Source organism: Pricia mediterranea (assembly GCF_032248455.1).
Classification (GTDB): domain Bacteria; phylum Bacteroidota; class Bacteroidia; order Flavobacteriales; family Flavobacteriaceae; genus Pricia; species Pricia mediterranea.
Genome location: NZ_JAVTTP010000001.1, coordinates 218,192 through 231,787 on the forward strand (window position 1 = coordinate 218,192; position 13,596 = coordinate 231,787).

Genomic DNA, 13,596 nt, shown 5'->3' on the forward strand with positions numbered 1-13,596 from the left:
TCGTTCATACCCCCGAACTACCGTGTACATAGCTATATAGCGTTATAGCAATGTATAATGCAATAATCAATCAATGCTATATAGCAATATAGCATGCAATGACTATATGGTCATATGACCATATGATTTATAAAAGTATATATATGGAAACCAAAATAATTTCATGTACCGGGGAAAAGGGCGGTTGTGGCAAGACGACCCTCAATATCATCTTGGCGACCAATCTGTACCATCTATACCAAAAGAAGGTGGTGTTGATCGATATGGACAACCCGCAGTATTCCGTATACAAAAAGCGGAAACGCGATCTGCGGCAGATAGGCCCGACCGAGATGCCGATATTTCCCGTGGAACGGGCAACGGTCGAAACCTTGGAATCGTTGATCAAGAGATACTATGCTACTGTGGATTTTATCATCGTCGATTTTCCCGGAAACCTTAACGAGGAAATGGTAAGGGGGCTGCTTTATGTCGAGCACATCTTTATACCTTTTTTTCTCGACGAACTGGAAATTGACAGTACGGCAGTGTTCTATAAAACGCTGGAACGAAACTATCTCCAGAACGAAAATCGGGTATTACGGTCCGTCAACCTTTTCTTTAACCGCTACGAATTGGTCAAGGTTAATAAATTCGATACGGTGAGGAAGACCTTGGCAAAAGCGGGTATGCCCATGATGGAACAGGTCGTCATGGAACGCACAGTATACAGGGAGCGGTACCGGAATACCTTGATCCCGATTCCACCGACAAAAGAGAACGGCGAACTAGGGTTAAAACGATTTATGGAAGAGGTTATAAAAATTTCAAAAAATTGAAGATGGGCAAAAAAATGAACGTAAAGGACTTGCTGGAATCGGCAATCGTAGACAATATGGATACCAAGGAAGAAGTCGAGGGGCTTAAGGAACAACGAAGTACAAAAATCAATAATGCCGAAAAAAGTTCCATTGGTATAAAAGAAAGAAGCGATAAAAACGTTGAGGGTAGTAAAGCGCGGACAACGGTACAGGGAAAATTTACAATGACAAAGTTGAGCCGAAGGGAACAAAAAAAAGTTGTGGAATTCGAGAGGTTAATGGAACAAGACCACTATTCCGACAAAAAGGAGCAATTTATCTTTAGGTTGAGTAAGGCCTGTTTCGATGACTATGAACGGCTGGCCAGTGCGTGCAGTTACAAATTAGAAAAAAAGGTTTCCCGAAACGATATCATGCGTAAGGCCCTTGAGTTTTACCACCAGGAAAACATTCGGGAACTAAATAGAATTATTGATAAGATTTGAATTGGCAATGGGAACATATCGTATACGTCATCATCGGCAGCCTATGTCTGTTATGGTACTTGTTTGTCCTTGTCGCACTTAAAAAATCAAAAAACGAAAAAAAAGTTCAGGAAAATGATTCATATATGCAAAAATCACATATATTTGTAAAAAACACATCTTCAAAGGATAAAGATATGGACCAGTTACTCAACCGTGTCGATGGGAATGAAACCAGCTCTGAGCTGTTGGATATTTTCAATGCGTCCGATAAAGATGTTCAGAATGAATCCTTAATTCCAGAACATGAAAAATTTAAGATTATCAAAAATTCCGAACCCCCTCCGGAGGAGGAAGCAAAAGACTCAGATTAAAGTCTTCCTGACTTTATTCCTACTTATCACTTTACATGCTGCCGGCCTTGCCCAGATCGATGAACTGGTCGATCAGGTCAACGAAGCGGAACAGGGTACGGCACAAATCGGGAACAGTATTTTCCGAATCATCAAGATTGCCGCAGGCGTACTTCTAGCCATTGCGGCGTTGGCCTTTCTTATTATCAGGGAACAGAACCAAGACATGGCCCGTAAAGTAGGCAATGCCATCGTGGGACTGGTCATCTTCTACGGCCTTATCGAGATTGGGGAAAACTTGGCCAACTGATCATGGAAAACAAGTTGGTCAAAATCCCTAAGGCCCTGCAAAAGGACGTTTCCTTCTTTGGGCTTCGCGCTAAATATGTGGACCAGGCCTTTAAGGGCTCGTTCCTTTCACTGATGGTGGGGCTGTTCCTCAGTACGGTCATCCCGACCTTTCTGAGCCTTCTTCTTTCCTTCTGTACCGCTGCCCTATACATCATACTTATGCTTTTCTATTCAAAGGCGTATGGGGAAAATGGTTTTATTAAGTCAAGGGCTGACAGAAAGGGACCGGTTGGTGTAAAAGGCCATGTCAACAAAAAAATGTTAGTGCTATGGAAAAAAGAATAAATCTTTTGGACGCCTTTCCCATTTACGGTTATGAGGCCCCGATTTTGGTATCCAAGGAAAGAGGTTGCCTGAGCATCCCGTTGCAGTTAGAACTTCCGGAAATCTACACTTTGGAAAGTAAGGATTACCTGAACCTCAATCGTATGGTTTCCGGCATCTTGGAAATACTCGGCGAAAATTGTCTTTTGCACAAGCAGGACCTGTTTTTTGGGGAAAACTATTCCATGGACAGGCAGAGGTTGGAGCGGGATTTTTTTGAGACAGAGGATGAGCTTTATTTTAAGGACCGGCCCTTCTTGGAGCATTGTTGCTATTTGGCCATCCACAAAGTACCCAAAAACTACATCGGCCGCACCCCGCTAGGGGCCAATTCCTTTTTGAAAAAGGAACGTAGGTTCTATGGCCAGAACCACGTTCCCAAGGAATACCTCGATGAAGGCGTTATGACAGATTTCGAGGCCAGGGTCGGGGCCGTAAACGACCTTATCAACGATTCGGGCCTGATGACTTCGAAAATCCTTGATTTCGAGGAACTGTTCGGAGGGGCGGGCTATTACGATAGCTATTTGGAAACGGGCTACGGGGAAGGCACGGGCAAGGATATTGATTTTTCCGATAACGGTCTTAGGGTCGGCGACAAACAGGGGCAGTATTTCACTCTGGAAAATCTGGACCAGTTCTCCAAAGAGGATATGGCCTTTCACGAGTATTTTGGAAAATACAGCACCGGGGACAACCTCTTCCCCATCGGGAACCTGTTTTCCCTTGGTTTCAAGATTCCCCAAGAACATATTATCAACCAGTATATCTATATACCGGAAAAAGAGAAGGCCATGGCCAAATTGAGGTCCAAGGCGAAACGCCTGAACAAATATGCAAGGAACAAAAAGGGGGACAAGAACAGTACCTACCGCGACCAAATTTATGATTTCCAACAACATACACTAAACGAGCATAAGGAGTTGGTCTATTACCACTTGAACGTTCTGGGCCTTTCCGGAACAAAGAAGTCCTTCAGGTCGATGTGCAATACCGTTAGGTCGGCTTTTCGGAAACTGGGCATCCGTGCGAAGGAAAATACGGTGGATAGAAAGAATCTATTTTTCGGGGGTATCCTTGGCAACGGTATCGGATTGAGCTCGGAACTCTATAGCCCCTTTTCCTCTGACATGGCGGCCAGTCTTTGGTATTTTGAAGGGGGCTATAAAAACCGGTTGCACGGCCCACACGGATTGCGTATGGTCGATAGGGCCACTGGCAAACCTTTATTGGTGAGCCTTTACAGGGAACCTGAAGCAAAGGATTGGATTTTTAACCGGGGCATGCTCATCGCTTCGGGATCTGGAGGCGGAAAAACCTTTTACGCCAATGCCTATTTATTCTCCGAGTATCGCGAGGGAGCCGAGATCCTTATTCTTGAGAATGGGAACTCCTATGACAAACTGTTGGACTATTTGGATGGGGTCGTTATTGAGAACGATGATCAAAATCCCTTTACATTCAACCCCTTTGTGCTGGATTCGGTGGATACCGTTGACAAAGGTGGTGAAAAGGTACTTACCGAACACAAATTGACTCAACTCATCGCACTGGTCCATCTTTTGCTGGGACAGCAAGGAAACGGTAAGGAAGACGGTCATGATGATGCCGTGACCAAGACCATCATTGAACTGCTTGTTCAAGGGTATTATCGGGAACAACTTGGAAAAAGCCAAACCGAATACTCTTTCAACACGTTTTACGACCACACCAGTAAATACTTGGGGCCGCTTATGGATGCCAAGGGTATCCGAAAAGAAGTCTTCGACCCTAATGTGTTCCTGCTCCTCTTAGGAAAATATGCTCATGATGGACCCAGGGGATACTTGTTGAACAGTAGGGACCAAAGAATTTCAGGACTCAGCCGTGAACGTCTGGTATACTTCAAATTAGGGAACCTGATCAACAACGAGCAGCTTTTCCCGATACTGGCTTTTTTGATGATCGATGTTTTCGATAAAAAGTTGAAGGACCCCAAAAAACTGTCCCTAAACAAAATACTGAATGTCGACGAGGCGTGGGACCTTTTCGACAATCCGATAATGGCCAGTTATTTCGATGCACAGTCACGAATGGCACGGAAATTTGGGGGCCAGCCCATTTTTATCTCCCAAAAAGTAAGCGATTTTGTCAAATCAAAATATATCGGCAAAACCATCGTGGTAAACAGCCATATCAAGGTATTGCTCGATCTTGGTGAATTTGGCAACTCCTTTGAGGAAATCCAGCAAGTATTGGGACTGAACGAAAAGCAGAAGCAACTGATCCTATCCAATAACAAAGATTTGCCTATCGGTCGGAAATTGCGGGAAATGGCCATTTGTTGGAAAGACCGTGTCAAGGTATTCGGATTGGAGACCTCCTTGCCAACGAAATGTCTTTTTGAAACCAATCCCAACGAAAAAGCAAAGATCACCCGACTACATAAGAAACATGGCCATGTTTGGGAAAGAACGGCCAACGCCTATAAACAGCTGCAAACCGAACTGGCGGAATCCGGTTCAGAGAATTTGAACGGCAGTGACCTTAACCCAAAATATAGAAAATGATGATGTATGTAAAACCAAGAATTGTATGTCTTACTATTTTGATAGGGCTGATAACCCATTTTGGAACCGCCCAAATACCCGTGACCGATGTAGCGGCCAATGCCCAACTGGTACTGCTCAATCAAAATGTGGCCACGCTCAATTCGCAACTAGTCACCTTGAACTCGACCATGGGGAAGCTTTTGGCACAGATGGAGCGAAATGTTACCGCCAATTCCAGCGCTTCAAAAATCCTAAGCCAAGACCTTACCGCAAAAAGAACTCCGGCCAGTTATGTCATGGGAAGTCCTGAAATGAACGAACTGTACGCCCTAAAGGACAAGATCGTGGAAGCCTATAAGGGCACACAGAAAAACCTGCGCTCCTTTTCCAATCTAGAAAAAGTGGAAAAGGAAAGGGCTACCAAGATTTTGGCCGATGCCCTGTTACAGGTTTCTTCCTTGGTATCCCAAGGATCCCAGATTGCCACCACTGGCGAAATCATCGAATCGGCCGATAGGCTTTCGGCATTACGGTCCATCTTAGTCAATATGGACACTATTTTAGAAGCCATAATAAAGGTCAATACGTCCCTCTTACAAAAAAATGAACACCGCAAAGCGGTCTATTCACTGATTAAAACCAATTGATATACATTATGCAATCGGATACAGGTTTTAGAGAAACGGTGAACACGATATTCAATCAGTATATCGACGATGCTTTTACCAATTTGGCCCCTACCTTGGGTATAGGCTTCCAAATGGCAAAAATCGGGCTGGGCATCTTCGCCATCATGCATTTTGTGGGTAACGACAGGGCCGATGTGTTCAAGGCCCTGAAGTGGTTTCCTTTGATGTTCATCCTCTATAACTACTCCGAGTTCGCGCATGCCATCTTTGAATTTTACAACAACTTGGGCTCTTCCTTTGTCAGTACGCAAAAGAACTGGGACACCATCGGGCAGAAGGTGGCCTTGGCCCAAATCGATGTGGCGGCCAATAACGTTGTGGAATGGAACTTGTTCAGCATGGATATTGATGCGTTGCAGTCCTTTGCCCTTACCGGTTTGGCGGGTTCCATAACGGCGTTTGCCCATATCGTTTCTACACTGATTTTCGTTGGTATCAAGGCTTTGGCCACCATCTACCTTTTCATTCTTATCATTTTTGGACCTATTAACATAGGGCTTTCGTTCATTCCAGCCATTTCGGGCCTATGGAAAGCGTGGTTGCAAAAGTTCATGAGCCTGTGCCTATGGCTTCCCATGTTATATGTAGTCGATATGTTCATGGTCAATCTTGTGGATGCGCTGGTGGATCATTTGCTCCGTAAAAGTGCCTATGACCTTGGATTGATCCTGAGTTCATCTCTCTTGATCTTGATGACCTCCTTCTTTTACATCAAGGCCCCGACGTTGGCCAATTTTGTAGTCCAAGGGCTCAACATTTCGGGCGGTGGCATCGTCTCGAAGCCCAAGCACTACGGAAAAAAAGCGATACAAACGGTCATCGACGCGAAGAGTGGCGGGGCCACAAAAGCTGCGAGGACACTCATCCAATAATAAAGATTCGCTTATGAAGGATAGGTATATGATTTTTAACGATATAGACAGAGGCCGAAGGCACAACAAGCGGCTGGTTTATGGGTGTTTGGTGTTGGTGGCCGTAATCTTTGCCATTGCAAGCTATTACGTAACGGCGGCAAACGAGCGGGCCAACAATAACGCTTATCTACTATACGGAGGGCAACGCCTACCAATAGCTCCCATCAGGGATATCAAGCAAAATCTCGAAATTCTTTGTGAGGGACATATTATCAATTTTCATGAACTTTTTTTCGCTCTGGAACCCGAGTTGGACCTAATAAGAAAGAATATCGAGGGAAAGGCCTTGTTCATGGTGGATGGGTCAGGCAACCGCTTATATGCCCGTTTGGTCGAAAAAAAGTACTTCCATGATGTGGCAATGCGGGACTATAACTACTTTGTCGAACTTGATTCGATTCAAATCGACTATGCAACCTATCCGTTTCCGTTCAACTTCTACGGTAAACAGGCCATAGAAAAAGGCAAAACCACAACGTATAGGAAACTGGTCACCAAGGGATACCTGAAAAAAACGGGAATCACCTTGAATAACCTGAACGGAATCAAGATTTTGGATTTTGAGGTCGTGGACAATTCGGACATCAAACACTAGGGACATGAAATTAGGGGACAACATAAAACGTTTGAAACGCTGGGTCGTCAGGCACCGAAACTTTGCCATTGCCCTACCCCTGATCCTGATACTCACCAGTTTCTTTGTTATTGAGAACGTCAAGGATTTCCAATTAAGGCCTAACTCCGAGACCGATGTGTCGAATGGCTTTAATCCGGAGTTGCCCGGCAAAGTCCCGACCTTGGAATCCAGTGCTACCGATACACCTTTGAAAATTACGGATTCTTTGGCAAAGAAAAAGGTGGAGAAATCCTCGGCTTTACCGGACGTTGCCCGGATGAACGATTCAGAAAACGATTCGCTCCAAAGGATCCTGAAACGATTGGAAGGACTATCCTTAGAATCGGACCAGCAGGATGTTCCACAGGCCGAAATTTCAGATAGTAATAAAACAGTGGAAAGGGAAAAGAAGACTATGATGACCGTGGAGGAACAAAAGCAAAAATTTGTGGAGAATCGCTTGGCCTATCGTGAAAAGCTATTGGAGGGAAAAAAGAAAATAATCGGGGAATCCTCGGGGCAAATTCCCCATCCTGAGCAAGAGCAAGAGGAGGTGCCCGAAAACGGAAAGCCGACTTTCTTTAGGGCAACGGTATATGGCGACCAGTTCATTTTGCCCAATGAGAATGTACGGCTGCTGCTCATGGAGGACATGGTTCTACACAAAAAACGATTTCCCAAGAATACGTTTATCCATGCCTTGGCTTCGATACAGGGAAACAGGGTCTATTTGGACATAGACAATATCGAACATTACCCGGTCGATATCTCCGTCAGGGATTTTAACGACGGTCGGGAAGGCATATATAACAAGAGGGCCGGAGAGCTCTGGAGGGAGTACAAGGCCGAGACGGCAGGCGATGCCCTACAGGAAGCCGCTGACGACATCACGAGCGGGGCACCGGATGTCCTGAAAGGTATTACTAGGGGTTTGGGAACGTTCCTGCGAAAAAAAAGGTTAAAGGAGAAAGATAAGATTTTATTGATCGATGATTATGAACTGTTATTGGTAATGCAATGAAGATGAAATCCCTATTGACAATTATTTGGTTATTCGGTTCGTTGTCGACAATGGCACAGCTGGACACTATTCCGGTCTCAAGGGACTATAAGACGATATTGGTCCTGCCCGCTCCATATGATTTTTCCATTAACGGGAAAGAGCTCAATTTCATAGAATCCTTTCCGGCAAAAATTGGTTCCGGGACGGTCAGGAATATCGCATTGCTGATCTATAACGATGTGGCACCCGATATAACAGACTTTACAAACTATACAATCTATACCCGTGATGGCCTAGCCTATGATTTTATCCTGAAATTGGTGGACATCCCCTCCAAGAAGCGATGGACCATAACCACCGCCATGGCGGATAACCTTGACGAGCTTTCCAAAAAGCGAGGGAATCACGAAATAGACAAATCCAACGTTTCACGACAACTGGATATGGAGCAAACCGAGGTTCCTACCGAGACTTTCCAGGAAAAATTGAGCGTTAAGACCGGGGAGACCGAAGGTGAGCCTTTACCGCTTACCCGGGAACTGTATGTCTTGGACCGAATGGAATACATACGTCGGCGATGTTATTACAATCAGTTCAACAAGGGCAAAATAATTCGCTATCTGTCCAAATTCGATAACGTATTTCTTTGGCTGGAGAACGTGTACTACGAAAACGATGAAATTTACCTGCAGTTCCGATTGGAGAACAAGGAGCATATCGACTATGACGTCAATTTTATAAAATTCAGCATCGCTACGAAATACAAAAACAGTTCAAGTAATATTAAGAAAGCACAAAAACCTTTGTTCCGGTACAAGGTTCCCAAAAAGGTCGAGGGGAATTCAGAGAACTATTTCATGGTGGTCTTCGATAAGTTTACCCTTGATCGGCAAAAAGTTCTTACGGTGGAACTGGACGAAGAAAAGGGCAATCGAAACTTGTCTTTGGACATAGACCATTCTGTCATTAACAATCCTTTAGGCTTTAAATCATGAAGAGAACAGGATTTTTTGTTACGATTTTATTTTGTCTGGTGGCCTCATCCATCTTTGGCCAAATGCGGGGCAACCTTGCCTCTTCGGTCGGCGTGAGCGGCGGATATGTCGAGGATGGCTACGGTATTATGGGAACGTTCAATTTTCATCCCGATCGCTATCGATATTTTCAGATAAGTGTTTTGGCCGCAATTGCGGAGGACAAAGGTGACCAAAATATTCCTTACAACATCTTTACTATACAGCCCGGACTGTACTATCGCGTATTCATCGCCCCTCAGCGGAAAAATTTTAGCCTCTTCCTAGGTGGGGGCGGACTGTTCGGATATGAGGTCATTAACAACGGGAGCAATGAACTTCCCAGTGGTGCCCTCATCAACGGCAAAAGCCAATTTATATACGGTCTATATCTCGGTGCAGAATTGGAAGTAGGCATCAGTAACGATTTTTCCATATTGGTCAAGGCGAACGAATACTACCACGTCAATTCGGACGTGGGAAATTTTTACCCGTATGCCGGTGTCGGTCTGCGGTATTTTTTGTTTTAAAAAGACGACGTTATGAAATTCAGTACCCCACAACGTATAGTCGCCATAGGTATGCTATGCATGATTTTTATATTGGCATGTAGCAAAGATTTTGAAGGAATAGTACAGGATTCCTTTGATTTCAACTTTGATGGCACCAATGAGGAAAACGGTTTTGTGTTCGAAGCCGTTAAAACTGATTTCAGCTTGGAGCCCGAGCGGATGGTCTCCACGGTTTCCTATTTTATGAAATATGATATCCTCAATGGAAGAGGCTATTACCTTGGGACTGAAAATGATACCATTCGCGAGACCGATACGATACCGGTAAAGGATTTTGACCCATCCTACCGCTACATGCCCATCGATACGGGTATGCACAGGGTCAAGGTATTGGCCTGGGATTCGAACAAAATACAAAAAGAGTTGGAGCTGACCTACAGAGTCAGACACGCTAGCTTTAGTTTTCTATTGACCAAAGGTACCGACGATTTCATCATCAATAGCCGAAATCCCATTAACGTAACGCTGTTACGTGATAGGGAGACTTTCGATCCCGGCAAAGAGACCGATCAGGATTTCGAAATCACCTATCAATTGGAGGATGGTTCCGGCAAACTCTTTTTAGGCGAAAACACCTATGATGCCGGAACTCCGTTTATGCTGCAAAAGGGCGTAACGGAATTTAGCTACCAACCAGAAACCTTGGGTGAACATAAGTTGACAATGACTGCCAAGGCCCCTGATGGGGCCACATTGACCAATGAACTGCTATTGGTGGTAGGAAATATCAACTTTACCTTTAGGGCTACGGCGGCTTCCTCGCAGGTTGAGCTAGAAACCAATTTGGCCATCAATATTGACTTGCAAACTCAAGACGAGGAAAGCGAAGTAACTTATGACATAAGCCACTCTTTTTCGTCCGATAGTCAAGGTGCGGGAACTGTACGGGACCAAAATGGAGGGGTTATGGATCCAGGAACCTTTCGTGCCATCGGGCCGGGCAATTACAACTTCACTTTCGAGGACGATGAATTGGGACAGCGTAAAATCTATTTCGACCTCCGCGATAGCAATGGCCAGATGAAACGCGACAGTGTCGAAATCGAAGTTGCCAATATCCCCTTTACGTTAAGTGGAAACTCGGAAAGCAACCAAGTGTTCGTGAACCAGCGAACACAGCTTAACTTCAACATCAAATCGAACGGTAATACGTCCAACATCGACTATTTCCTGACCTACGATCCGGAGGAAGGAAACGGAACGGTTACGGGAATCAATGGCGATATAATCCGCAACAATACGGACTACCCCGTGGAATTGGGCAATTTTCCATTGTTCTATACTCCGGAAACTTTGGGCCCGCATCGAATCAACTTTTTCGTTACGGACAATTATGGGCAGGAAGTCGGACCTGTTGAAATCGATTTGGAGGCGAAACAGCTAGAACTGGAATTTAATGCCTCCGCCAATAGTAATGAGGTGTTGGTTGGGCAACGCGGAACTATTTCATTGAGCCTCATTGAAAAAGGTGATTATAGCGGAGTAGCTTATGAACTGAATTATTTTATATCGGGTGGTGAGGCCCAGCTTTACAATGGGAATTCCCCGATTGTGCCGAGCCAATATTTTACGGTAAGACCTGGAAGTTTTGCATATGATTTTATTGCACAAGAGGCCGGGACTTATGAAATTACCTTTTTACTTCGGGATAGTAATGGACAGATTTTAGAAGAAAAAGTTACGGTCGTCGTGGGGAATAATGATTTTACGGTAAGCATGACACCATCAAAAGCAACGGAATTTTCCAATATTCCGGTTGGGATTATTGTGGATATTGATGAAGTACCCGAGGGAGCGAACGATAGCTACTCGGCCTTCTTTTCATCAAGCCAGAACGGTTCGATGTCGGTCAATGGTGTGGCCTACGGTCCAGGGGAAGAGTTCCCATTGGGTGCAGGAGTCAATAATCTCACATATACAGGACTGGAACCTGGCCAGCACAATATCATTCTAAGCGTGGAATCCGGTTCGGATGTTACTCGAACGGCCAATACTACTATAACCTACGACCAAGTGGATTTTACCTTTACGGCGGGAACCCAAAAATCGGATATAACTGTAGGGGAAACTACTGGCCTTAATTTCAATATTTCCGAAAGTGTGGGGTCTTCGGATTACACCATGCGTTTCAGTATGAACGGGAATGCACTCATCAGGGATAACAACGGTATCGAGGTAAGCCCAGGTAACAGTTACGATGTCAATACTGGAAACTTTAATTGGACGCTTGAGGGAACCAATGAGAGCACGGTTCGATTGGCTTTCACCGTTCGAAACGATACAGGGTTGGAGAAAACAGTGGATATTACGGTAAACGTGGCGGCCAAAGATTATACCTTTACTGCATCAGGCACATTGCAGCAGGCCTATACCGGGGAACAGGTGGATATCAACTTCAATATTTCCGAAATCGGAATCGGCGGGGATACCTACGAGATGTATTTTTCAGCAAGTGGTAACAATGGTTCTTTTAAATACGGAGGTACTAGCTACTCCGCCGGTGAAAGTTTTGACGTACTTCTGGGGGCATTTTCGGGAAAGTATACTGGAACGACCGAGGGCAACCACAACATCACTTTCACAGTGCGCTCTTCATCGGATGTTGAGAAAACGGCCAGCGTCAATATAAACTATACGGTATATGAGGAACCATTCGAATTGACCATTAGTCAGGCCCCCGGAGAACGTTTGGAGGGGGAACCTTTTAACATTGCGGTCATTACCAACGCCATTGGCACACATGACCCGGATGTAACCTATCAAATGACATTCTCCTTTAGTGGAAACCGCGTCGGTTATTTCCTTTATGGTGGAAATAGATATGATGAGGGGCAAACGATTCCATTGAATTATGGAAGTACTAACCTTACCTTCTATCCCGATAGCCAAGATACGTTTACCATTGATTTTGAAGTGGAGAATTCAACGGGGCAATCCCAAATCGAAAGCACATTTGTGGACACCATAAGAAAACCTGTGGCGTTGGTCAAAGGGGAAAAGTACAATGTCAGTTGTGGGGGATTGAACGGTTGCGATTATCAAGTCAGAATCTATACCTGTTTTGATATTGGGTGTTCGGAGGCTTATGGCGGTGCGACGTTGGACCAGGTAGAAATCAGGATATTCAACAGGAGTTCCAACCGATGGGATACTCGCTTATTCAATTACAACGAAGCCACGGGCAGTGGAGTGGATAGGTATTTCATGCTGGAAGAGGAACCCCGTGAAAGCCGCTTGAAATATCTTGATCAGGATTTCGAGGTAAGGGTCAGGGATACGAATGGCCAATGGAGTGAAAGAGTTACAGGAAGAGTGGTCAGAGTTTAAGCATCATGGGCGCTTTCAATACTACTGACTAAAGGCAATTAAAACTAGCTTCTTTTAAAAGTATAGGTAATAACGACATCTTGACCGTCCAAAAAATCCTCTTCGTCAACAACCAATTGGTCGTTGGAAAACTCTACGATAATCCAATCGCTACGATTATCAAATCGTATAATCTCATTGTTTATGAGCTCGTACCTATCATCTTCGACATTTTGAAATGCGGGTACTTCCCCACAAGATAGTCCGTTTTCATTAATAGAAAAAGCATTTTTTTCTCCAGGCCCCCGAGAGCTGAAAAAAGTTAAATTATCTTTTAGACATTGACGTATTTCGTTGGTGTTGAACAAGTCAACGTTGACCGTACCGTCCCCATTAATATCAACGGCAGTATTGGAATCAATGGCCTCGTACTCCCATTGGCCCAACAAAGCTTGGCTCCTATCCGACTCCGCTACGCTGTCATCATCATTATTACATGAAAGAAATAGCAGCATTGGGAGTGCAAGAAAAACGAAAACATTTGATTTCATTTGATGTGCCTTGGATTAGTACAAATATATTAATGAGGATTATATCTTTTAAACAAGAATTTTCAAAATTAATTGTGCGGCGGCAAGATAAATGCAAACAGGCGATTTT

Annotated in this window: 13 protein-coding genes; 12 read left to right on the forward strand and 1 reads right to left on the reverse strand. The window is 44.5% G+C overall.

Going from position 1 to position 13,596, the window contains the following annotated elements; translation table 11 throughout:
• Nucleotides 1-143: 143 nt before the first annotated feature.
• From RQM65_RS00865 to RQM65_RS00920, 12 genes are all read left to right on the forward strand, one after another.
• Nucleotides 144-818 (forward strand): ParA family protein, encoded by a 675-nt coding sequence (locus RQM65_RS00865; protein WP_314012047.1) that lies wholly within the window; start codon nt 144-146, stop codon nt 816-818.
• A 2-nt stretch (nt 819-820) separates the two neighbouring features.
• Nucleotides 821-1,285, forward strand: coding sequence for a hypothetical protein (locus RQM65_RS00870; RefSeq protein WP_314012049.1), 465 nt, complete (start codon nt 821-823; stop codon nt 1,283-1,285).
• A gap of 285 nt (nt 1,286-1,570) precedes the next feature.
• Nucleotides 1,571-1,927, forward strand: coding sequence for a hypothetical protein (locus tag RQM65_RS00875; protein ID WP_314012050.1), 357 nt, complete (start codon nt 1,571-1,573; stop codon nt 1,925-1,927).
• A gap of 2 nt (nt 1,928-1,929) precedes the next feature.
• Nucleotides 1,930-2,253: a DUF4133 domain-containing protein gene (locus RQM65_RS00880; protein WP_314012051.1), complete on the forward strand. Its 324-nt coding sequence runs from the start codon at nt 1,930-1,932 to the stop codon at nt 2,251-2,253.
• Nucleotides 2,238-4,841: a TraG family conjugative transposon ATPase gene (locus tag RQM65_RS00885; RefSeq protein ID WP_314012053.1), complete on the forward strand. Its 2,604-nt coding sequence runs from the start codon at nt 2,238-2,240 to the stop codon at nt 4,839-4,841. Before RQM65_RS00880 ends, RQM65_RS00885 begins: the two co-directional genes overlap by 16 nt.
• Complete coding sequence (locus RQM65_RS00890) at nt 4,838-5,470, forward strand: TrbJ/VirB5 family protein (protein ID WP_314012054.1); 633 nt, start codon at nt 4,838-4,840, stop codon at nt 5,468-5,470. The genes RQM65_RS00885 and RQM65_RS00890 overlap by 4 nt, the downstream gene beginning before the upstream one ends.
• Before the next feature lie 8 nt (nt 5,471-5,478).
• Nucleotides 5,479-6,384 carry a TraJ family protein gene (locus RQM65_RS00895; RefSeq protein WP_314012055.1) on the forward strand — a complete coding sequence of 302 codons (906 nt, stop codon included), beginning with the start codon at nt 5,479-5,481 and terminating at the stop codon, nt 6,382-6,384.
• Between the two features lie 13 nt (nt 6,385-6,397).
• Entirely contained in the window at nt 6,398-7,021 is a 624-nt protein-coding gene (locus RQM65_RS00900) for a hypothetical protein (protein ID WP_314012056.1), read from the forward strand.
• A 4-nt stretch (nt 7,022-7,025) separates the two neighbouring features.
• On the forward strand, nt 7,026-8,063 hold the full coding sequence (traM, locus tag RQM65_RS00905) for a conjugative transposon protein TraM (RefSeq protein ID WP_314012057.1): 1,038 nt from the start codon (nt 7,026-7,028) through the stop codon (nt 8,061-8,063).
• Nucleotides 8,064-8,065: 2 nt separating this feature from the next.
• On the forward strand, nt 8,066-9,040 hold the full coding sequence (locus tag RQM65_RS00910; RefSeq protein WP_314012058.1) for a DUF4138 domain-containing protein: 975 nt from the start codon (nt 8,066-8,068) through the stop codon (nt 9,038-9,040).
• Entirely contained in the window at nt 9,037-9,588 is a 552-nt protein-coding gene (locus tag RQM65_RS00915; protein ID WP_314012059.1) for a conjugal transfer protein TraO, read from the forward strand. The genes RQM65_RS00910 and RQM65_RS00915 overlap by 4 nt, the downstream gene beginning before the upstream one ends.
• A gap of 12 nt (nt 9,589-9,600) precedes the next feature.
• Nucleotides 9,601-12,957, forward strand: a complete 3,357-nt coding sequence (locus RQM65_RS00920) for a TraQ conjugal transfer family protein (RefSeq protein ID WP_314012061.1) — start codon at nt 9,601-9,603, stop codon at nt 12,955-12,957.
• A 44-nt stretch (nt 12,958-13,001) separates the two neighbouring features.
• Here the strand turns inward: RQM65_RS00920 and RQM65_RS00925 are convergent, their stop codons facing one another.
• Nucleotides 13,002-13,487, reverse strand: a complete 486-nt coding sequence (locus RQM65_RS00925; protein WP_314012063.1) for a hypothetical protein — start codon at nt 13,485-13,487, stop codon at nt 13,002-13,004.
• Nucleotides 13,488-13,596 lie beyond the last annotated feature (109 nt).

What these genes read in the sequence shown, in the direction of transcription:
- RQM65_RS00865 (WP_314012047.1), top strand. Translation starts at nt 144, where the DNA reads ATGGAAACCAAAATAATTTCATGTACCGGGGAAAAGGGCGGTTGTGGC.
- RQM65_RS00870 (WP_314012049.1), top strand. Translation starts at nt 821, where the DNA reads ATGGGCAAAAAAATGAACGTAAAGGACTTGCTGGAATCGGCAATCGTA.
- RQM65_RS00875 (WP_314012050.1), top strand. Translation starts at nt 1,571, where the DNA reads ATGAAAAATTTAAGATTATCAAAAATTCCGAACCCCCTCCGGAGGAGG.
- RQM65_RS00880 (WP_314012051.1), top strand. Translation starts at nt 1,930, where the DNA reads ATGGAAAACAAGTTGGTCAAAATCCCTAAGGCCCTGCAAAAGGACGTT.
- RQM65_RS00885 (WP_314012053.1), top strand. Translation starts at nt 2,238, where the DNA reads ATGGAAAAAAGAATAAATCTTTTGGACGCCTTTCCCATTTACGGTTAT.
- RQM65_RS00890 (WP_314012054.1), top strand. Translation starts at nt 4,838, where the DNA reads ATGATGATGTATGTAAAACCAAGAATTGTATGTCTTACTATTTTGATA.
- RQM65_RS00895 (WP_314012055.1), top strand. Translation starts at nt 5,479, where the DNA reads ATGCAATCGGATACAGGTTTTAGAGAAACGGTGAACACGATATTCAAT.
- RQM65_RS00900 (WP_314012056.1), top strand. Translation starts at nt 6,398, where the DNA reads ATGAAGGATAGGTATATGATTTTTAACGATATAGACAGAGGCCGAAGG.
- traM (WP_314012057.1), top strand. Translation starts at nt 7,026, where the DNA reads ATGAAATTAGGGGACAACATAAAACGTTTGAAACGCTGGGTCGTCAGG.
- RQM65_RS00910 (WP_314012058.1), top strand. Translation starts at nt 8,066, where the DNA reads ATGAAATCCCTATTGACAATTATTTGGTTATTCGGTTCGTTGTCGACA.
- RQM65_RS00915 (WP_314012059.1), top strand. Translation starts at nt 9,037, where the DNA reads ATGAAGAGAACAGGATTTTTTGTTACGATTTTATTTTGTCTGGTGGCC.
- RQM65_RS00920 (WP_314012061.1), top strand. Translation starts at nt 9,601, where the DNA reads ATGAAATTCAGTACCCCACAACGTATAGTCGCCATAGGTATGCTATGC.
- RQM65_RS00925 (WP_314012063.1), bottom strand. Translation starts at nt 13,487, where the DNA reads ATGAAATCAAATGTTTTCGTTTTTCTTGCACTCCCAATGCTGCTATTT.